15 protein-coding genes are annotated in these 18,517 nt (G+C 61.4%); 3 read left to right on the top strand and 12 right to left on the bottom strand.

Features of this window, described 5'->3' with window-relative positions; genetic code table 11:
• Both L1069_RS09810 and L1069_RS09805 read left to right on the top strand, forming a co-directional pair.
• Nucleotides 1–2,391 (top strand): MMPL family transporter, encoded by a 2,391-nt coding sequence (locus tag L1069_RS09810; RefSeq protein WP_237455549.1) that lies wholly within the window; start codon nt 1–3, stop codon nt 2,389–2,391.
• 10 nt (nt 2,392–2,401) lie between these two features.
• Nucleotides 2,402–3,241, top strand: a complete 840-nt coding sequence (locus L1069_RS09805) for a formate/nitrite transporter family protein (RefSeq protein WP_129373369.1) — start codon at nt 2,402–2,404, stop codon at nt 3,239–3,241.
• Between the two features lie 166 nt (nt 3,242–3,407).
• Here L1069_RS09805 and L1069_RS09800 read toward each other — a convergent pair whose 3' ends face one another.
• From L1069_RS09800 to L1069_RS09770, 7 genes are all read right to left on the bottom strand, one after another.
• Nucleotides 3,408–3,746, bottom strand: a complete 339-nt coding sequence (locus tag L1069_RS09800; RefSeq protein WP_237455548.1) for a Rid family hydrolase — start codon at nt 3,744–3,746, stop codon at nt 3,408–3,410.
• Nucleotides 3,747–3,755: 9 nt separating this feature from the next.
• Nucleotides 3,756–5,150 (bottom strand): NAD(P)/FAD-dependent oxidoreductase, encoded by a 1,395-nt coding sequence (locus L1069_RS09795; protein ID WP_237455547.1) that lies wholly within the window; start codon nt 5,148–5,150, stop codon nt 3,756–3,758.
• A complete protein-coding gene (locus L1069_RS09790; protein WP_237455546.1) occupies nt 5,137–5,448 on the bottom strand; it encodes a 2Fe-2S iron-sulfur cluster-binding protein in 312 nt (103 codons plus the stop codon). The genes L1069_RS09795 and L1069_RS09790 overlap by 14 nt, the downstream gene beginning before the upstream one ends.
• Nucleotides 5,423–6,523 carry an FAD-dependent oxidoreductase gene (locus tag L1069_RS09785; protein ID WP_237455545.1) on the bottom strand — a complete coding sequence of 367 codons (1,101 nt, stop codon included), beginning with the start codon at nt 6,521–6,523 and terminating at the stop codon, nt 5,423–5,425. The genes L1069_RS09790 and L1069_RS09785 overlap by 26 nt, the downstream gene beginning before the upstream one ends.
• Nucleotides 6,524–6,592: 69 nt before the next feature.
• On the bottom strand, nt 6,593–7,585 hold the full coding sequence (gene dctP, locus L1069_RS09780; RefSeq protein WP_237455544.1) for a TRAP transporter substrate-binding protein DctP: 993 nt from the start codon (nt 7,583–7,585) through the stop codon (nt 6,593–6,595).
• Between the two features lie 46 nt (nt 7,586–7,631).
• Complete coding sequence (locus L1069_RS09775; RefSeq protein ID WP_237455543.1) at nt 7,632–8,930, bottom strand: TRAP transporter large permease; 1,299 nt, start codon at nt 8,928–8,930, stop codon at nt 7,632–7,634.
• The gene (locus L1069_RS09770) at nt 8,927–9,397 is read right to left on the bottom strand and encodes a TRAP transporter small permease subunit (RefSeq protein ID WP_211038103.1); all 471 of its coding nucleotides are present in this window, start codon (nt 9,395–9,397) and stop codon (nt 8,927–8,929) included. Before L1069_RS09770 ends, L1069_RS09775 begins: the two co-directional genes overlap by 4 nt.
• A 112-nt stretch (nt 9,398–9,509) precedes the next feature.
• Between L1069_RS09770 and L1069_RS09765 the strand changes: the two genes are divergently transcribed.
• Nucleotides 9,510–10,436 (top strand): LysR substrate-binding domain-containing protein, encoded by a 927-nt coding sequence (locus L1069_RS09765; protein WP_237455542.1) that lies wholly within the window; start codon nt 9,510–9,512, stop codon nt 10,434–10,436.
• Nucleotides 10,437–10,782: 346 nt separating this feature from the next.
• On the opposite strand, the gene L1069_RS09760 is transcribed toward L1069_RS09765, so the two are convergent.
• From L1069_RS09760 to L1069_RS09740, 5 genes are all read right to left on the bottom strand, one after another.
• On the bottom strand, nt 10,783–11,136 hold the full coding sequence (locus L1069_RS09760) for a hypothetical protein (RefSeq protein WP_237455541.1): 354 nt from the start codon (nt 11,134–11,136) through the stop codon (nt 10,783–10,785).
• A gap of 565 nt (nt 11,137–11,701) precedes the next feature.
• Nucleotides 11,702–13,882 carry a type I secretion system permease/ATPase gene (locus L1069_RS09755; protein ID WP_237455540.1) on the bottom strand — a complete coding sequence of 727 codons (2,181 nt, stop codon included), beginning with the start codon at nt 13,880–13,882 and terminating at the stop codon, nt 11,702–11,704.
• The gene (locus tag L1069_RS09750; protein ID WP_167738199.1) at nt 13,882–15,279 is read right to left on the bottom strand and encodes an HlyD family type I secretion periplasmic adaptor subunit; all 1,398 of its coding nucleotides are present in this window, start codon (nt 15,277–15,279) and stop codon (nt 13,882–13,884) included. The genes L1069_RS09755 and L1069_RS09750 overlap by 1 nt, the downstream gene beginning before the upstream one ends.
• Nucleotides 15,263–17,500, bottom strand: a complete 2,238-nt coding sequence (locus L1069_RS09745) for a type I secretion system permease/ATPase (protein WP_275423065.1) — start codon at nt 17,498–17,500, stop codon at nt 15,263–15,265. The genes L1069_RS09750 and L1069_RS09745 overlap by 17 nt, the downstream gene beginning before the upstream one ends.
• Before the next feature lie 100 nt (nt 17,501–17,600).
• Nucleotides 17,601–18,470 carry a LysR family transcriptional regulator gene (locus L1069_RS09740; protein ID WP_237455538.1) on the bottom strand — a complete coding sequence of 290 codons (870 nt, stop codon included), beginning with the start codon at nt 18,468–18,470 and terminating at the stop codon, nt 17,601–17,603.
• Nucleotides 18,471–18,517: the final 47 nt, after the last annotated feature.

Here is an 18,517-nt window from a genome sequence, read left to right as displayed (position 1 = left end):
ATGACACATTCAAAACCCCTTCTCGCCAGGTTCATGCGGCGTTTCGCATCCTTTGTTCTGGCACAGCGCATATTGGCCGTCGTCTTTATGCTGGCGGTCTCCGCCACCCTCATGAGCGGCCTTGCCCGCGTCGGCTTTGACACCTCTCCGGAAAGCTTTTTCCTGGAGGGGGCCGAGGTCATCGAAGACTGGTACGCCTTCAAGGAGAAATACCAGTCGGATGAGTTTTCCTTTATCGTGCTGACCCCGCCAGAGGCCAATGCGGCTTTTGTCAAAGAGCTGGAGGGATTTGCAACGCAGCTGGAAGACATCGACGGTGTCGACCGGGTGACTGCGCTGCACAATGTCCGCTCCATCTCGGGCGAGGATGATGTCCTTGATGTCGGTGACTATCTGCATGCCGGCCTGACGCAGGCCGAAGTCACCGAACGGCTGGAAAAGGCTGCCGCCCACCCCTATTACCGCGGGCTGTTCGTAAACGATCGCGGCAGCCAATTCGGTGTGCTGGTGGAAACCGTCAGCACCTTCTCCAATGCTGACAAAGAGGGCTTCACCCAGGCGGTGCGCGCCATTCTTGCGCAGCCGGACTATGCTCAATGGAACGGCACAGCCATCGGCGCGCCGATCCTTGATGCGGACGTGCAGCGCATTGTCGGCATGGAAAGCGGCATTTTCGGCAGCATCACCTTTACCCTGGTGATGGCGGGCTTCTTCATCGCCTTCCGCCACCGGCTGGCCTTGGCGCTGCCGCCGCTGGTTGCTTGTCTCTCCATCGGTGGCGCCCTTGGCGCAATGGGGCTTTGGGGCGCGGACGCGGGCCTGCTTACGCCAATTGTCCCTTCTTTCCTGATTTCGGTCGGATTGGGCACCGCGGCCTATCTGCTGTCGGATTTCACCACTGCCCGGCGCAAGGGCGAACCGGTGCAGGCGGCCATTCTGGACACTATGGAACAGGCCGGCGGCCCGGCGCTGCTGGCAAATATCACCACCGCCGGCGCGCTGTTTGCCTTCTCCGGCTCGCGCGTGCTGCCGGTGCGTGATGTGGGCCTGACTCTGGGCATCGGCCTGATGACAGCCTGCATCTTCACACTGATCCTGTTCCCGCTGCTGGCCAATCTGTGGGGCCACCGTATCCGGCAGCAACCGGGCCGCAGCACGCACAGCCCGGCGCTTGCCGCGATGGCAAATTTCGCCATCGGCGCGCCGCGGCTGATTGTGGCGGTGTTTGCAGTGCTGGTTGCCTTTGCTGTCGCCGGTGTCAGCAAGCTGGAAACGGATTACTACTATCTGGGCACCTTCAAGAAGGACTCGGATCTGTTTCAGGCGCATCAGGCCGCCAATGCGGCAATTCCGGTCTCCAACTCGATCGAGGTGCTGATCTCGCTTGGCAAGACCGACGCCTTGAAAGAGCCCGCCGCCCTGCGCGCTGTTGATGCCATCACGCAACAGGCACTGGCAGCGGTGGATCAGGATGTGGCAGTCAAATCCTACACTCTGGCTGATGTGGTCAAGGAACTGTCGGAACAGACCCTGGGCAACTACGCCATTCCTGACAACCGCAATGCCATTGCCCAGCTGATCCTGCTGTTCGAAAGCTCCGGCCATGACGAGATGGAGCGGGTCGCCAGTGCCGGCTTTGACGAAGCCCGGCTGACCTTCCTGGTGCCGTCGCGCGCCTACAGCGCCTATACGCCGCTGGTCGAAACCATCAAAGCCGAGGCCGCTGCCGTGATGGCCGAAGCGGGTTATCCGGATGCCGGGGTTGTGGTCACCGGCGTGGTTCCGATGTGGCTGGAGATCAGCACCTTCCTGACGGAAACGCAGATTTCCTCCTTTCTGATGGCAACCGCGATTGTGGCGCTGGTGATGATGCTGATCGCCCGGTCGGTGGTGATCGGCCTGACAATGGCGGCAATCAACGTCTGCTGCGTGCTGCTGGTCCTGGGCTTCATGGGCCACATGGGGATTATCCTGGATCCCTTCACCATCCTGATCGGCGCGATTGCATTGGGCATTCTGGACGACGACACAATCCATTTCGCCCGCAACTTCCTGGACCGCCGCAAGCAGGGCGCGGATCTGGACACCGCCCTGCACCGCACCTTCCAAAGCGCGGGCAAGGCGATGGGCATACAGACCCTGATCCTGGTGGTGGCCTTCATCGTCTACACAACCGGTTCCGTGCAAAGCCTTGCCACCTTCGGGTTTGTCACCACGGCAACGATCTTTCTGGGGCTGCTGGTTGAATTCACCGTCACCCCGGCGCTGCTGATCCTGCTGTCGCGCGGCAGCGCGCACAGAACCGCCAAAGACCCGGTGCCGGATGCCGATCCGGATGGCTACCGCCCGGTGCTGGACATGCCTGATCCCATGCGCCCGTCGCAAAGCTGAGGGATGCCGGATGTCATATCTCAAACCGCATGAACTTGCCGAGGCGATGGTCGAAGCCGGCGCCTCCAAGGTCGGCCTGTCCGCAAAGGACACGTTGATCCGGGCCTATATGGCGGGGGCGATCCTGGCCCTGGCCGCCGGGTTTGCAGTGACCGTCACCGTCAACACCGGCAACCCGCTGATCGGTGCGCTGCTGTTCCCGGTTGGTTTCTGCATGCTCAGCCTGCTGGGGTTCGATCTGCTGACCGGCGTCTTTACCCTGGTGCCCTTTGCAGTGCTGACCAACCGTCCGGGCTGCACCCCGCGCGCCATGCTGCGCACCTGGGCACTGGTCTTTGCCGGAAACTTTCTGGGTGCCATGACAACAGCCATCTTCATGGCGACGATCCTGACCATGGGTTTCACCCAGGAAGCCGGCGACGTCGGGCAGAAACTGCGCACCATCGGTGAAGCCCGGACACTGGGCTATGCCGAGGCCGGGCTGGGCGGCATGACAACCCTGTTTATCCGGGCCGTGATGTGCAACTGGATGGTCTCGACCGGAGTGGTTGCCGCCATCATGTCGACCAGCGTATCGGGCAAGGTGATCGCGATGTGGATGCCGATCCTGATATTCTTCTATCTCGGGTTTGAGCATTCGGTGGTGAACATGTTCCTGTTTCCCGCCGGGCTGCTGCTGGGGGCCGGTTTCACCTGGGCTGATTACCTGCTCTACAATGAGATCCCCACCGTGCTGGGCAATCTTGCCGGGGGCATCACCTTTGTCGGGGCAACGATCTATTCGACCTACTACCGCCACAACGGAACCAGCCCCGAAACGGCAGTGGATGCCCCGCTGGAGAATGTCTGAAAACACCGCCTGCGGACTGTCATGGCAGCGGTACTGAAAAACGGAAAACGGCTGCGGCTCCGTTACAATCCAGGCTCCGGCATCACAGGATGCCGGAGCCTTTGGTCTCCAAAGCTGATCTGGAATCAAGCGGATCAGCAAATGCGCGGCACAGATCCGGATCTGGTCAGCAGGCGGCAGTCACGATGATTTCCACCTTCAGATCCGGCCGCGCCAGCCGCGCCTCGCCGCAGGCCCGGGCCGGGGCGTGGCCTTCCGGCACCCAGGCGTCCCAGACCGCATTCATCCCGGCAAAGTCCTTGATGTCGGCGAGCCAGACAATCGCCTGCAGGATCTGCTGCGGCGAGGAGCCCGCTTTTGCCAGCAGCGCCTCGACCCGGGACAGGCAGTCGCGGGTCTGTTCGGCCACGTCTGCGCCGTCCCCGACCTGACCGCAAAGATAGGCCACGCCGTTGTGCTTCACGATCTTGCTCATGCGGGGGCCGGTTTCAATCCGTTCGATCACTTTTCTCTCCTATTCAGCGGCAGTGGCGGATGGGTCGTCCATCGCAGCCAATTCGCCCAGTGTTACGGGTTTGATCGGCGGGCGGATGCGGTAGTAACCCGTTTCATCCGGGGTCTGCCCGTTGGCCTCGGCCAGAAGCGCGGTCACGGCCGGCCCGCAATAGCGGCCCTGGCATGGCCCCATACCGGCGCGGCCAAAGGCCTTGGCCTGGTTTGGTCCAAGACAGCCAAGCTTGGCATAGCTGCGGATGTCACCTGCCGTGACTTCCTCGCAGCGGCAGACAATGGTGCTGTCCGCAGGCTGCAAAGCCGCACCGTAGGGCGGATAGACCGCATCCAGAAACGGCCGCACCGCGGTCTCCCGGCTGCGCCGGCTGAGCAGCGGCGCGGCAAGCCTGTCGCGCTCCTGCGCGGTGATCCGGCCCAGTTCCTCTGCCGCTTTCAGGGCTGCGGTACGGCCCGCGAATTCAGCGGCCAGGGCGCCGCCGATGCCGGCGCCGTCGCCGGCGATCAGCACGCCTTCCTTGGCGGACTCGCCCCATGTCCCGACCTCGGGCACAAAACACTGCTGCGCTTGCGACCAGACATGCGGCACATTGATCGAGCGGGCGGCCTGGGTGTTCGGCACCACCCCGTGATGCAGCAGGGCTGTGTCGCAAGCGATGCGGTGATCGCGCCCTTTGCTGCGGAAGGCCACCGCCTCGGCCTGGGTGCTGCCCTGCACCGTGATCCCGGTTGCGCCGGTATAGCGGGACACGCCCGCCCGCTTGATCTCTGCCAGCATTTTCAAGCCTTTGACCAAATACCGCCAGCCGCGCAGCGCCCCGGGAAGGTGGCGGGCTGATGCCATCGGGCTGATGCCAGTCTGGGTTTCGACCAGCGCCAGCGGCGGCATGCCTGCGCGCACCATCTGCGCCGCGATCAGGTAAAGCAGTGGCCCGCACCCGGCGAGCACGGCGCGGCGCGGCAGAACGCCGGATTGCTTCAGCAGGATCTGCGCGGCGCCTGCCGTCATCACACCGGGCAGGGTCCAGCCGGGCACCGGCATCGGACGCTCCAGCGCGCCGGTGGCCAGGATCACACGGTCTGCTTGGATCTGATCGCCGCGCCCCTGGCGGGTGAAAGAAATGCGCAAGCCGTCCTCGATGGCCCAGACGATGGCGCCGGAGATATGGCTGATCCCCGATTGGCCAAGGCCCGCCGTCAGGGTAGCCCCATGCAGATACTCCTGCCCCAGGATGGCGCCGCGCAACCCGGCAGCGCGGTCGACGTCGCGGTAGATCTGCCCGCCGGGGCGGTTCTGCTCGTCCAGCAGGATTACACTCAGGCCCCGCTGCGCGGCCTCGGCAGCTGCAGCCATACCGGCAGGGCCGGCGCCGATGATTGCCAGGTCACAGTGTTGCATCGCCAGCCTCCGCTTCATGCGGACGGGAAATTTTCATGCCCTCTTCCACTTCCAGCATGCAGGCCTGGCGCACGCCGCCGCCGGTCTCTACCAGGCATTCGAAACAGGCGCCCATCATGCAGAACGGCGCCCGCGGCGCGCCCGAAACGTGTGTATGGCGGAACACCTGCACGCCGGCGGCCAGCAGCGCGGCGGCCAGATTGGCGCCTGAAGGCAGGTCCAAAGGCTGGCCGTCGAACCAGACCCGCACGCGGGGGGCGTTGTCCTGCAGCTCAAGAAACGGGGAATCGGTCTTCACTGAACACCTCCAGATCAGGGGCGGCCGCGGTGCCTTCCAGCCAGTCCGGCAGGAACAGCGCATGGGCCGCGGCCAGGGTAATGCCGCTGTGGCAGGTAACCAGGTAGGCGCCCGGCAGCTCCGGGCTTTGCTGATAGATCGGCAGGCCGTCGGGCGACAGGATACGCAGCGCGCCCCAGCTGCGCACCAGCTGCGCACGGGCCAGCGCCGGATAGGCGGCAATGGCCTCGGCGGCGAGACCCGAAAGACCGGGCTGCGTTACCCCATCGTCCAGCCCGACCTCCTCGTTGGTGGCGCCGATCTGAATACCGCCCTCATCCACCTGGCGGGCAATCAGCGACGGGCGGTTGATCATCTTCGGCAGCTTTTCGGTGATCAGCACCTGGCCGCGCTGCGGCCGCACCCGCGCCTTGAAGCCCAGCTTGGGGCCAAGCTCCATCGCGCCCAGCCCGGCGGAGAGCACAACCTTGCCTGCTGTGACCGCGGTGCCGTCGCTGCACTGAACCTGAAAGGCATCCGGTTTGGAAACCTCGGTGACGGTCTTGCCGTTCAGGACCTTGCCGCCCAGCCGCCGCACATCGTCGGCCAGCGATACCAGCAGCCGCAGCGGATTTGCGTGCCCGTCCTGGTGATGCAGGATCGCGCCTGCCACCTTGGGCCCGATATGCGGCTCCTCGCGGCTCAGCGCGTTGCGGCCCAGAACCTCGTAAGGGTAGTTGCCGCCCAGCTTGTCCTTCAGCGCATCGTACTGCGCCACGGTGGCATAAAGCGTCTCTTCGGAGAAATGCAGATCGTAACCGCCGTTCTGCTGCAGCCCGACGGAACGGCCGGTGCTGTCTTCCAGCTCGGCGGCAAACCCAGCCCAGGCGGCTGCGGACTGCTGGCTCCAGCTGGCATAGCGCGGCTGCTTCATGCCCTTGGACTGCACCCAGACCAGGCCGAAGTTGCCGCGGCTGGCCCGGAACGATCCGTCATCGCCGTCCAGCACCGTGACGCGCTTGCCGCGCCTCAGCAGCCCCCAGGCCACCGACAGGCCGACAACGCCGCCGCCGATCACTGCATAATCTGCTTCCATTCTGCCGTATCCCAAAGGTTTGCAGCACTTGCGGGGCGGCACGCGGCCGCCCCGGTCCTTCATGCGGGCTTACTTGCCGATCTGGTCAAGAATACCCTGGCCCCAATCGGCGCCGACATCTTCCAGAACCACCGGCCAGACGTCGCTGCGCACTTTTGCAGCCATCGCACCCAGCTCCTCATCGCTCAGGTCGACGATCTTGGCGCCAAGGTCATCTGCCAGCCGCTGTTCCCATTTGCCCTGATCCTCTTCGGCGACGGTCCAGCGCTGCGCCTCGAAACCGGCAGCAGCCGTTTTCAGCGCCTCCTGATCCTCAGCATCCAATTCAGCCAGCGAGCCGTTGGAGATGATCATATACCAGACTTCAAAGTGGGTGTTGGCGGGCACATAGGCCTTGGTCACATCGCGGAACGACGCATAGTAGCCCTCGGCGCCGGAACCGATCACGCCGTCAACCACGCCGGTCTGGATCGCGGTGAAGGCTTCGGAGAAGGGGATTGGTGACGGGATATAGCCCAAGGCCTCGCCGGTCAGCTGGAAGCTTTTGATGCCGGGCACCCGGACCTTGATGCCGTTGGACTGCGACGGGTCGCCCGGGCTGACCGGATCGGTATTCAGAGCAACACCGCCGAAATACACCGGGTAGGCCGCCAGCATGGTGATGTCCTGCTTGGCGTAAAGCTCGGCCATCACATTGCGCACCGGGCCGTCGGGGCCATAGATCGCACGCGCCTCGGCCCAGTTGCCGGCCAGATAGGGAAAGGAGCTGATCTGCATCCGACGGTCCACCGCGGCAGCCGCAGGCTGGGTGGCCATGTCGATGGCGCCGACGCTGATGCGTTCCTGCACGGTGGTGTAATCGCCCAGAGCAGAAGCCGGGAAGATGCTGACCGACACGTCGCCGCCGGTGGCCTCGTCCACTTGGGCTGCAAAGGCGCGCAGTTCCTTGTCGATGGTGGTGTCCTGCGGGCGCACGTGGCTCATCTTGAGGTCGGCGGCCTGGGCAAACCCCGCCAGCGACATCAGGGCAGCAGCAGCGGTGCCTGTCAGAAAGTGTTTCATGGGTAGTCTCCTCCGTAGGGTGTCAGGTGTAATTCTCGGGGTGGGATCAGTAGCCGAAGAAACGCGGCAGAAAGAGCGACAGATCGGGCCACAGCGAGGTCAGGAAGACCACCGGCACATAGCCTGTCAGGATCAGGATCATTGCGGGCGGGATCACCTTGGTGACCTTCACATTGCCGATCCGCGCGCCAAGGTAGAGGATCGAGGCATACGGCGGCGTCACCCCGCCCATCGCGGTGTTCACACCCATGATCGCGGCGAACTGCACCGGGGTGACCCCGATCGCCTGCATCAGCGGCAGCAAAAGCGGCGCGATCAGGATGATGGCGGTGACGTCATTCACCACCATGCCGACCAGAAACAGCAGGATGTTGATGAAGATCAGCAGCAGCACCTTGTTCTCGGTGATCTCAAAAATCGCGCTGACCATCTGCTGCGGGATGCCTTCATAGACGAACATCTGGCTCAGGATCATCGAGAACAGGATCATCACCATGATCGCGCCGACGGCAGTTGCGGCCTCCTTGCCGGCATCCAGGAAGCTGTTCCATTTCAACCCTTTGTAGATGAAGAAACCGACCGGCAGCGCATAGATCACCGACAGTGCTGCGGCTTCGGTCGGGGTCATGATGCCGCCGTAGATGCCGCCCAGGATGATCACCGGCATCAGCAGTGCCGGGGTGGCGTTAAAGCCCTTTTTCGCAACGTCTCCGGCCAGCGCCGAGAAGCTGGGCGTGTCGTCCAGCACCAGGTCGAACTTGCGGCTCATCCACAGGTTCATGGCCGAGAAGTTGAACATGATCAGCAGGCCCGGCCCCAGGGTCGCCAGAAAGCAGGCAAGGATCGAGGTATCGGTCACCCAGCCATAGACGATCATGGTGACCGACGGCGGGATCAGCAGCCCCAGGATGGACGAATTGGCGATCAGCGCAGTGGCGTATTCCCGCGGATAGCCGCGCTTTTCCATCTCGGGGATCAGCAGCGGGCCGATGGCGGCGATGCCGGTCAGGCCTGAGCCGGAGATCGCGCCGATAATGGCGCAACTGACGGCAGCCACAACGCCCAGACCGCCGCGGATATGGCCGATGAAGGCATTGACGAAGTTCAATAGAGAGGCCGCAATGCCGCTGGCCGACATGATGGTGCCCGCCAGCACGAACAGCGGAATGGCCAGCAGCACCGGGTTGCCCAGCTGCTGGGAGCCCCACAGCATCATGCCTTTCATGGTCACATCACCAAGGAAATACATGATCATCAGGGACGCGCCAAAGCAGTAGGGCAGCGGCACGCCAAGGGTCAGCGTCAGCACCAGGACGGCAATGGCAAGAAGGGCGACTTCGATCATTGTGCAGCTCCGGCGCGCAGGTCTTTGATATGGCGCAGCAAATGCACCGCGGTGTAGAGCATCATCAGGGCCAGTCCGGCCGCCAGCGCCACTTCGGAAAAGAATGTCGGCAAGTAAAGCGTCGGGCTCTCCTTCCAGACCCGCCAGGCGTATTGGGTGTACTCCCACGCCCAGCTCAGCAGCCACAAGCCGACCGTCAGGCTGATAACCTCGCCGATGATCGCCAGCACGGTATGGCCGCGCTCTGTCTTGATGGCGATTTCCAGCACGTTGGCGCGGATGTGGGTGTCCTCGCGCGAGGCGTTCACAGCCCCAAGCAAATAGAGCCAGACGGTGGGGTAGAGCATGGTCTCCTCCAGCCCCATCACCGGGATCTGCAGCAGATAGCGGGTGACCACCTGGACGAACTGGCCCAGGGCCACCAGGCAGATCAGCCCGGTCAGCAGATATTTTGAAAATGTGTCCATCTGTCCTCCTTCCGGTGTCCCCTCACCGGGTTTGGCGGATTTGGCTGGACAAAGGGCATAAGATCAATTTCAAAATATCTGTGACTCCATAAATTGCCTTGATACCTATGCCATGAATTTCTCGATCCGCCAGATCTTCACCTTCCGCGAGGTCATGCGCAGCGGCTCCATCTCGCAGGCGGCGCGCACCGTCGGGCGCACCCAGCCCGCCGTCAGCACCATGATTTCGACGCTGGAGAGCGAGCTGGGCTTCAGCCTGTTTGTCCGCGAGCAGGGAAAACTGATTCCGACCCCGGAAGCCCGGTTCTTTCTGGAGGAATGCGAGACCGTGCTGGAACGCATCGAGCGGATCGAGCGCACGGTGAGCAAAATCCGCAGCCAAGAGGCCGGCAAGCTGCGCGTCGCGTGCCATCCGGCGGCGGCCGGGCTGTTCATGCCGCGGATTCTAACGGATTTTCTGCAAGGCAAGGATGAGCTGGAGGTCTCGCTGATCATGCGCTCGTCGGACGTAATCGAGGATCTGATTGCGTCACAGCAATTCGACATCGGATTTGCCGAAACACCGGTGCCGCGGCCCTCTGTCCGGCAGATGGATTTCGATCTCGAATGCGTCTGCGTGCTTCCAGCCGACGATCCGCTTGCGGCCGCCGAAGAGATCACACCGCAGGATCTGGACGGGCAGCCGATGGCGGCGCTGTTCGACGAGCACCCGCTGACGGCCCGGACAGAGGCGGCGTTTCACAGGGGCGGCTGCCGGTTCCGCAAACGGCTGGAGCTGCGCACCTGGACGCCGGGCCTGCAATTCGTTGCAGCGGGTATGTGCTACATGATTTGCGACATGATCACCGCCTACAGCTGCCTGCAGCAGCGCCAGACCACGGCCGGCCTGGTGATTCGCCGGTTCCGCCCCCGGATCAGCACCGGTGTTTCGATCCTAACACCGGGCTACACGGCACAATCCCTGACCTCAAAGGCCTTCACAACCCGGCTTTGCCAGTCCATCGAAAGCATGCAGGCTCAAATGAACAGCAGCCTCTAGGAAGGCAGCCCTGAAACAATGGCTGCTTCCGGGAAGCTGCGGCGCGGCGGAAGGCGAAAGCGTGCTCGATCACGAGATTGAACAGTGTCAGACCCCCTGAGATTTCCCGCAATTTCGCGCCGGGCGCGGATGGCCCGGACTTGCTTCGTCATCTGTGGCCGTTCCTTGGTCAGCCGCTACAGCTTAGCCACTGGTCCGAAATCCTGCGAGCATCCCTTATAGCAAAAACAAACCACTCGTCTTTGGCAAACATCGGGATCCAAGGAGCTTTCAGCAATGTCTGTACGTTCCAGTATATTTTACATAAGACCGATTACAGGCTTTTTCATTGCAGCCGCGGTGCGCGCTACCCCCAACTGCGACTCCTATTAGAAACCAGAGGGTTATCTAATGAGGAGAGACTGGCATGGGCGCCGTATACTCGAAACTGAGTATAGAAGAACGCCGTAGAACTGAACGCTGGAGACACGCGAAGGTTCCTGTTCTTGAGATGGCGCGCGTGCTGATTTGTCAGTAAATGATCTATCGCTACATCTACTTCAAAGAAGGCATGGCTGATGAGCTGTGGTGGTATCTGCCCAAACACAGAAAGTACCGCCGGCCGCGCTGTGCCAGAAAGCATCAGGCTCCAAAGTTCGACCGGGATGTCAGCATCCTGTTCCGTCCCGACGATGTCGCGCACCGCCGCCAGTTCAGGCATTCGTTGCCCGGCAGGCGATACTTGTCTCGCCGAGAAGGGCAAAATTATGAAGACCATCCGCGATCTGCCGCACCTGCAAGCCGGGGCAGGAACGTAAACTTGGTTCTGCGATCCGTCTTCGCCCTGGCAGAAAGGCACTGTCGGGAATACAAACCGGCGGCTGCCACGCAAGCGCAATTTGGCGGCAGTCTCAGATCATGAACTGAAGATGCTCTGCGACCGCCTCAACAACACACCCCGGAAATGCCTGGGGTGGAAGACCCCGGCAGAAGTCTTCAGGGAAAAGATGGTGGAAGAGATGGGTCGCCCCCCTACTCTCGACAGCAATAGAAGCCGCGGTTCAGGTATCGCTCACACCAGATCCAGTCCGACCGTGACAATCTCCGGCATGATCGCCTCCCAAAATGGATTGTTGCGATCCCACCTCGGCACATCGATGCCGCCGGGGGGCGGTTTCAGCATCAAAGCCCATCGCACCTACAAACTGGGGCCGGGACTGCGCTTACAGTTAAACTGTGCTGCGGTCTGTAACAGCGTTACCCCGGCCCGGCTGCGGGCCGTTCTGCTAACCGTTCTGAAGCTGCCACAGATCCGCGTAGGCCCGCCCGTTTTCCAGCAGCTTGCCATGGGTGCCCTGTTCAATGATCTCGCCTTTGTCCATTACAAGAACGCGGTCGCACAGCGGCATGCAATTCAGCCGGTGCGCGATCATGATAACGGTGCGGCCATCGATAATTTCCGGCAGTCTCCGCAGAATCCCAGCCTCAGTCTCATAGTCCAGCGCCGAGGTGGCTTCGTCGAAAATCAGGATCCTGGGATCCGCCACCAGCGCGCGCGCAATGGCAATCCGCTGGCGCTGGCCGCCGGACAGGTTGCCGCCCCGCTCGCCGACTTGCGTATCGAAACCATGGCGCAGCTGCTCGACGAACTCACTGGTGCCTGACAGCCGCGCGGCATGCAGGATCTCCTCTGGCTTCGCCGTCGGGTTGCCGAGGGCGATATTGTCCCAGACTGATCCGTTGAACAGGAAGTTCTCCTGCAGCACAACGCCCATGTTGCGGCGCAGGTTGGCCGGATCGGCCATTGCAAGATCAACATTGTCCACCAGCACCTGGCCGCTTTGCGGCACGTAAAGCCGTTGAACCAGTTTGGTGATGGTGCTTTTGCCCGATCCGGACAGGCCGGTCAGTCCTATCACCTCTCCGGCATTGACGGTCAGGTCAACGCGCCGCAGAACTTCGGCACCATCCGGTGAATAGCGGAAAGTCACCTTTCGCAGATCGATGCGACCCTTGATATCTCCCAGCGAGGAGCGGCCGGCGCTGGCTGCGGTCTCGGGTTCCTCCTGCAGAATGTCGCCGATCCTGCGGATGGAAATCCCGGTGTGCTGGAAATCCTGCCAGATCTGCGCCAGCCGCAGGATCGGCATGGTGACATGGCCGGAAAGCATGTTGAAGGCCACCAGCTGACCCACGCTCAGCTCGCCTTGCAGCACCAGGCTGACACCAAACCACAAAAGCAAAGCCGCCGACACCTTCTGCACCAGACCGATAGCCCCGCCTGCCCAATGGCCCAGCATGCTGGCGCCGAAGGCCGCCTTGAGCGACGCGCCCAGCCTGTCTTCCCAGGCCCGGGCGAATTGCCCGCCCATGCCCAGGGACTTGATGGTTTCAATGCCGGTTACGGTTTCGGTCAGAAAGGCAGAGTTTTCCGCATTCCGTTCGTATTCCCGCTCCACCCGCTTGCGCAGAAACGGCCCGATGATCAGCCAGGTCAGCCCGAACACCGCAAGTGTCGCCAGAACGACAAAGGCCAATTTGCTGGAATAGGCAAACATGACCGCCAGAAAAACGCTGATGAAACAGAGGTCCACCACCATCATCAGGGCAGAGCCGGTCAGGAAGTTGCGGATATGGTCCAATTCCTTGACCCGGGCCAGGATTTCACCCGCCTGGCGGTTGCGGAAGTAGTCCAGCGGCAAGTAGACCAGATGCCGGAACAGGCGCGCGGACAATTCCGAATTGGCACAGCTTGCCATGTGTGAAAACACCAGCGACCGCAAAAATGTCATCAATGGTTCAAAGAAGGCAATCCCGATAAGAGCAATTGCCAGCACGTCCAGGCTTTGCAGGCCCCGGCTGACCAGCACCTTGTCGATCACAACTTCGAACAGCTTGGGCGATACCAGGGCAAAGGCCTGAATGATCAGCGAGGCCAGCAGAATGCGCCGGAACCGCGCTTTGTGCTTAAGGATCGAAGGCAGAAACCAGGAGAACCCGAAAGCCTTTTGCCCGGACATCCAAGACGGTTCCCGGCTGCACAGGATGACCTCGCTGTCAAAGTCGCCAGCAACATCTTCGGGGGCATTGCGGGTGGTGCCGCCTGTCAGCGGATTTGTTACCTGCAGCTGCCCGCCAACCGCGCCGGTAACAGCGTACCATTGCCCGGTATCAGCCTTGCGGATCAGATACGGCACCGGGGCAGACAGCAGCCGCCGTTCCGGCAGGGGCGCCAGCCGCGCCTTGATCCCCATGCGTTTGGCGCAGCGGATGATGTCCGTGGCATCAAAAGCAGCGTCGGTTTTGCCATGCAGATGCCAAACCTGGCCAGCATCCGCAGCAACATCCAGCTGGCGGGCCGCCGCCATCAGTGCCAGCAGGCCCGTGTCCTGCTCCGGGGAAACCGCCGCCGCATCGCTTCCCTGCAGGAAGGCTGTATCCTGCAGGCTTTCTGCTGCCATGCTCATCACCGTTCCCTCAGGGTTTCGGACTGGTATTCGCGCAGCGGACTGAGGACGTAGTCGATGATCCGCCGGTCCCCGGTCTTGATTTCCGCGGAAACCGTCATGCCCGGCGACAAGGCGATGCGCTCGCTGCCGGATGCGATCACCAACCGCTCCAGCACAACCCGCGCCGGATAAACCAGCCCCAGCCGCTCATCCTCAATGGCGTCGCCGGACACATTTTTGACCTCACCCACGACAGTGCCGAACTTGGTGTAGGGGAAGCTGTCGATCTTCACTTCAACCGGGTGGCCGCCACGGACAAAGCCGATGTCCTTGTTCAGAACCATGACCTCCGCTTCAAGGTTTGCGGCATGCGGCACAACAACAAGCAATTCCTGCGCAGGCTGGACAACGGCACCAATCGTCGAGACTGCAACTTGCTGAACCACGCCGCTCACTGGTGCGGTGACGGTCATTTTCCGCGCGTTTTCATCGGCCTGGATCAGCTGGTTGCGCAGGTTCGACAGCTGGATCTGTTCCTGTGAAAGCCGGTCCAGCAATGATTTGCGGGTTTCATAGCCGAACTGCTCGATCTGCTGATTGAGGTCGTTCTCCTCGGACTTCATCTGAGTTAGCGACACCTCGGTCTCTGCCAGCTCGCGGCGCTGCTCGATCAGCTCGCGCGACAGTTCAAGAAACTGGTAGCGCGGGAACAGGCCCTGTTCCATCAGGGTGCGGCGGCTGTCCAGACGTTCCTGGGTGTTTTCAATCAGGGCCTTGGTCTCGGCGGCAATGGCGCCCGAGGCCTGCTGCCGCAACCGCACCTGCTCGACCCTGTTCTGCAGGACAGTCAGCTGGGCTGCTATGCTGTCGGTTTCGGCCTGCAAGCGGTTCTGCGCAGTCTGTGCCAGTGCTGCGGGTGTTCCCTCGGGGATCAGAAAATCACCCAGCGGCCCGCCGCTCAGCAAGGCTTGCAGCCGGGTAACCTCCAGTGAAGCCGCCTGCAGCTGGCCCCGCAGCCGGTCGCGCTCGGCTGCGGCCGAGGTCGGGTTCAGTTCAATCAGCGTGTCCCCTGCCCTGACCTCCTGCCCATCACGGACCGAGATCAGGCTCACTTCGCCGCGCTCCGGCGCCTGCACCACTTTGGAGCGGTCATCAACGATCAGACGCCCTGAAGCGGTGGCGATAATGTCGATCCGCCCATAGAGCGCCCACAGAACCACCCCGATGCACAGCAATACGATCGCAAGGCTGAACCCGCGTGCGGCACTTGAGGGCGGCCGTTCCAGGATCTCCAGATACTCCGGCAGGAATTCCAGCTCCAAGGAGCTGCGCTTGCCCGTCTTGGCGGCGGGAGCCGGTTTTGCGGCGGGCATTTGCTCCGCCGCTTTCCGGCGCCGTTTAGACAATAAGTCCATCTGCCTCTCCCTTTGCCAGGGCCGCTTCCGCAGCCTTGGGGTTCTGCCCCTCAATGGCGAGCTCGTTTTTTTGCAGGTTCCACAGGTTGCGGTAGGCGCCATCCGGGTTCCGGAGAAGCGTATCGTGGGTTCCGCTTTCGATTATCCGGCCTTGATCCAGCACATGAATACAGTCGCAGTCCCGGACGGTGGACAACCGGTGCGCAATCACGATGACGGTCCGGCCCTTGCGGATTTCATCCATGTTCTTCTGAATCAGCGCCTGGGAATGATCGTCCAAAGCCGAGGTTGCTTCGTCCAGAATCAGAATGCCAGGTTCGCTGAGCAGCGAGCGGGCAATGGCGATCCGCTGCCGCTGCCCTCCCGAGATCGAACTGCCGCCTTCGGACAGGATGGTGTCATACCCGTCTTTCATTTCGAGAATGAACTCATGGGCCCCAGCCTTGACTGCGGCTTCAGCTATATCCGCCAGCGGCGCCGATGGCCGGGTCAGCGCAATATTGTCACGCACTGATCTGTTGAACAGGAAGTTCTCCTGCAGGACGATGCTGGTGTTCTGCCGCAGGGACACAGAATCCAGCGTTGCTATGTCGGTGCCGTCAATGCACACTTTCCCGCTTTCGGGAATGTAAAGCTTCTGCACCAGCCGTGCGACCGTGCTCTTGCCCGATCCGGACCGCCCTACAAAAGCAACCATCTGGCCGCCGGGAATTTCCAGGTTGAAGTCCTGCAGCACCGGTTCGCCATCCGGTGCATAGCGGAAGGTGACGTTCTGGATGGAAACGGCCCCCTTTGCGATACGCTGCACAGGTTTATGGGCCTTGGACACTTCGGGGATTGTGTGCAGCACATCGCCCAGGCGCTCGACCGAAACGCGCGTCTGCACGAACTGGCGCCAAAGCTCGGTCAGGCGCAGAACCGGCTGGCTGACGTGGTTGGCCATCATGTTGAACGCGATCAGCTGCCCGATCGACAGCTCCAGACCGATGACCTTGCGCGCACCGATCCACAGAACCAGCACCATCGTCAGCTTCTGAATGGCCTGCACCAGCGTGTTCGACAGCTGCATCAGCCGCTGAACCTTGTAGTTCGACAGCACAAAGTCGCGGGTCTGATATTCCCATCGCCGGATCATCTGGGCTTCCAGCGCCAGCGCCTTGACTGTTTCGACCCCGGTCAGCATTTCGGTCAGGAACGAAGTGTTGACGGCGCCATCCCGGTACAGTTCCTCGATCCGGCGCTGCAACGGCCCCGTTATCAGGAAAGAGACCGCCATATAGCAGGGCACCGAGGCCAGTACGACAAAGGTCAAAACGGGTGAATAATAGTACATCACCGTAAAGAAGATAAAAGTGAAGCTAAGGTCGATCACCAGCGTGTTCGCCGCACCGGTGATGAACTCACGGATTGAACTCAGCTCGTTCACCCGCGCAACGGTCACACCAACCGGGCGCGACTTGAAGTAAGTGAGGGGGAGATCAACCAGATGCCGGTACAGATTGCCGCCCAGCCGGGCATCGATCCGGGTTGCGGTGCGTGTTGCCAGATACTGCCGCAGCGTCTTCAGCGCCACCTCGAACACAGCCACGGCAATCAGCGTGACCACCAGAACATCCAGGGTTGAAACCGAATTATGGACCAGCACCTTGTCCATGATGACCTGAAAGAACAGCGGCGAAATCAGGGCCAGGCATTCAATTGCTGCAGAGGCCGCCAGAATTTCGAACGCCAGCCCCTTGTACCGGGTCAGTTCCGGCAGGAACCAGCGGATGTCAAACTTCTGAACAATCTTGTGAAACCGCTCGCGTACCCGCAGCACAGCCGCCTTCCCGGACCAAATGCCGGCAAATTCTTCACGGCTCAAGGCTTCGGGAGCCGGCGCGTCCGGGCGCTGTATCAAGGCGTTCTGATCCGAGAGGCTGGCCAGCAAAAACCAGGCTCCGGCGTTGTCCCGAAGGATCAGCGGCAAAGGCTGCTTTTCCAGCTTTGCCTGTGTCAGGTTGTGAAACCGCATTCTCAGCTTAAGGGCCCGCGCGGCGGAGCGGGCAAAACGCTCTTCCGCCACATCTCCCGTCTTATCCAGCAGCTTGCGGACTGTTTCCTCTGCCTGCGGAATCTGCATGACTCCGGCCCAGATTGCCAAACACTGGACCAGGCTGCCTGCCCTGCGGCTGGTTCCGGGGCTGCATTCACCGTCATCTTTCACGGAGGCCGGGGTCATGCCATAGCACCGAAGCGGTCAGCAACCGGCCGCCGGTTGCTGCAAGCTGCCTGCTTGCAGGCCACAGCAGATTTTCGCATCGTGATGTCCGGGCAAGCCATTACGCGTCCCCAAAAACAGAAGCCAGCTGGTTCGCAAGTTTGCGCACGCAAGCTGGGGAATTCGGGGGGCAGACCACATGGAAATCAATCCTCCCAAGTTCAGGAAGGTGTTTGTCCAGCACCTTGACCGAATAGGGGTTTCTGTTTGCTCTCAAGAAGGAATCAACGGTGAAACCAACGCCATAGCCGCGCCGGATCGCATCAAAATATGAGGTGAGAGAAGAGGTTTCAAAAACCACCTGGTGCGCCCGGTTGCTGCGTTTCAGGATTTCATCTGCCGACGGACCGCGGCTGACATTGCCATGCCAGATGACAACCGGGACTTCGGCATCATTTGCCAGTGTGTTTTCATCGAACTGCAGGCCGCAGATCCAATTCAGCGAACAGCGTTTGGAAAAAACGCTGTTCAGCGGCTTTCCTTCCCGGCTGCAAATCACTGCAACTTCGATCTGCCCCAGTGATACCTTTTTCACCAGATTGTCTTCGCTGTCAGTAACAATTTCCAGTTTCGGCCCGGTTCCAGGCGTGTCCAGTTTCCAAATCATTTCGGGTCCGAAAAAGAACTCAACAGCAGGCAGAACGCCGATCCGGAACCGTGTGCAGCTGGTCTTGCCGATCAGTCCCTCGATTTTTTCCAACTCTCCCACAATGCGCTGTGTGATCTGGTAGAGTTGCTGGGCCTGTTCCGTCATGCCCCGGTGCGGGTTCCGTTCAATGAAAAGAGAAAACTGCACCGTATCCTCCAATCGCTTTATGCGATTGCTGATTGCCGGCTGCGATAGGTTCAGTTTCTTTGAGCACGCGGTATAGGACTTAAGCTGCGCGAGTTCGAAGAACGTCCTCAAAAGGTCGATGCTGACCTGGCTCATATGCGCCAATCCTGTATTTGGGGGATCGTTATGTGCCAGCACGAGTT

Source organism: Leisingera sp. MMG026, from assembly GCF_021654205.1.
GTDB lineage: Bacteria > Pseudomonadota > Alphaproteobacteria > Rhodobacterales > Rhodobacteraceae > Leisingera.
This window is presented reverse-complemented; position numbering and strand designations above follow the sequence as displayed.

Bases quoted from the DNA above. Each gene is read 5' to 3' on its own strand.
- L1069_RS09770 (WP_211038103.1), bottom strand. From the start codon at position 9,397: ATGGACACATTTTCAAAATATCTGCTGACCGGGCTGATCTGCCTGGTG.
- L1069_RS09810 (WP_237455549.1), top strand. From the start codon at position 1: ATGACACATTCAAAACCCCTTCTCGCCAGGTTCATGCGGCGTTTCGCA.
- L1069_RS09740 (WP_237455538.1), bottom strand. From the start codon at position 18,470: ATGAGCCAGGTCAGCATCGACCTTTTGAGGACGTTCTTCGAACTCGCG.
- L1069_RS09745 (WP_275423065.1), bottom strand. From the start codon at position 17,500: ATGACCCCGGCCTCCGTGAAAGATGACGGTGAATGCAGCCCCGGAACC.
- L1069_RS09765 (WP_237455542.1), top strand. From the start codon at position 9,510: ATGAATTTCTCGATCCGCCAGATCTTCACCTTCCGCGAGGTCATGCGC.
- L1069_RS09805 (WP_129373369.1), top strand. From the start codon at position 2,402: ATGTCATATCTCAAACCGCATGAACTTGCCGAGGCGATGGTCGAAGCC.
- L1069_RS09755 (WP_237455540.1), bottom strand. From the start codon at position 13,882: ATGAGCATGGCAGCAGAAAGCCTGCAGGATACAGCCTTCCTGCAGGGA.
- L1069_RS09795 (WP_237455547.1), bottom strand. From the start codon at position 5,150: ATGCAACACTGTGACCTGGCAATCATCGGCGCCGGCCCTGCCGGTATG.
- L1069_RS09785 (WP_237455545.1), bottom strand. From the start codon at position 6,523: ATGGAAGCAGATTATGCAGTGATCGGCGGCGGCGTTGTCGGCCTGTCG.
- dctP (WP_237455544.1), bottom strand. From the start codon at position 7,585: ATGAAACACTTTCTGACAGGCACCGCTGCTGCTGCCCTGATGTCGCTG.
- L1069_RS09750 (WP_167738199.1), bottom strand. From the start codon at position 15,279: ATGGACTTATTGTCTAAACGGCGCCGGAAAGCGGCGGAGCAAATGCCC.
- L1069_RS09775 (WP_237455543.1), bottom strand. From the start codon at position 8,930: ATGATCGAAGTCGCCCTTCTTGCCATTGCCGTCCTGGTGCTGACGCTG.
- L1069_RS09760 (WP_237455541.1), bottom strand. From the start codon at position 11,136: ATGCCTGAACTGGCGGCGGTGCGCGACATCGTCGGGACGGAACAGGAT.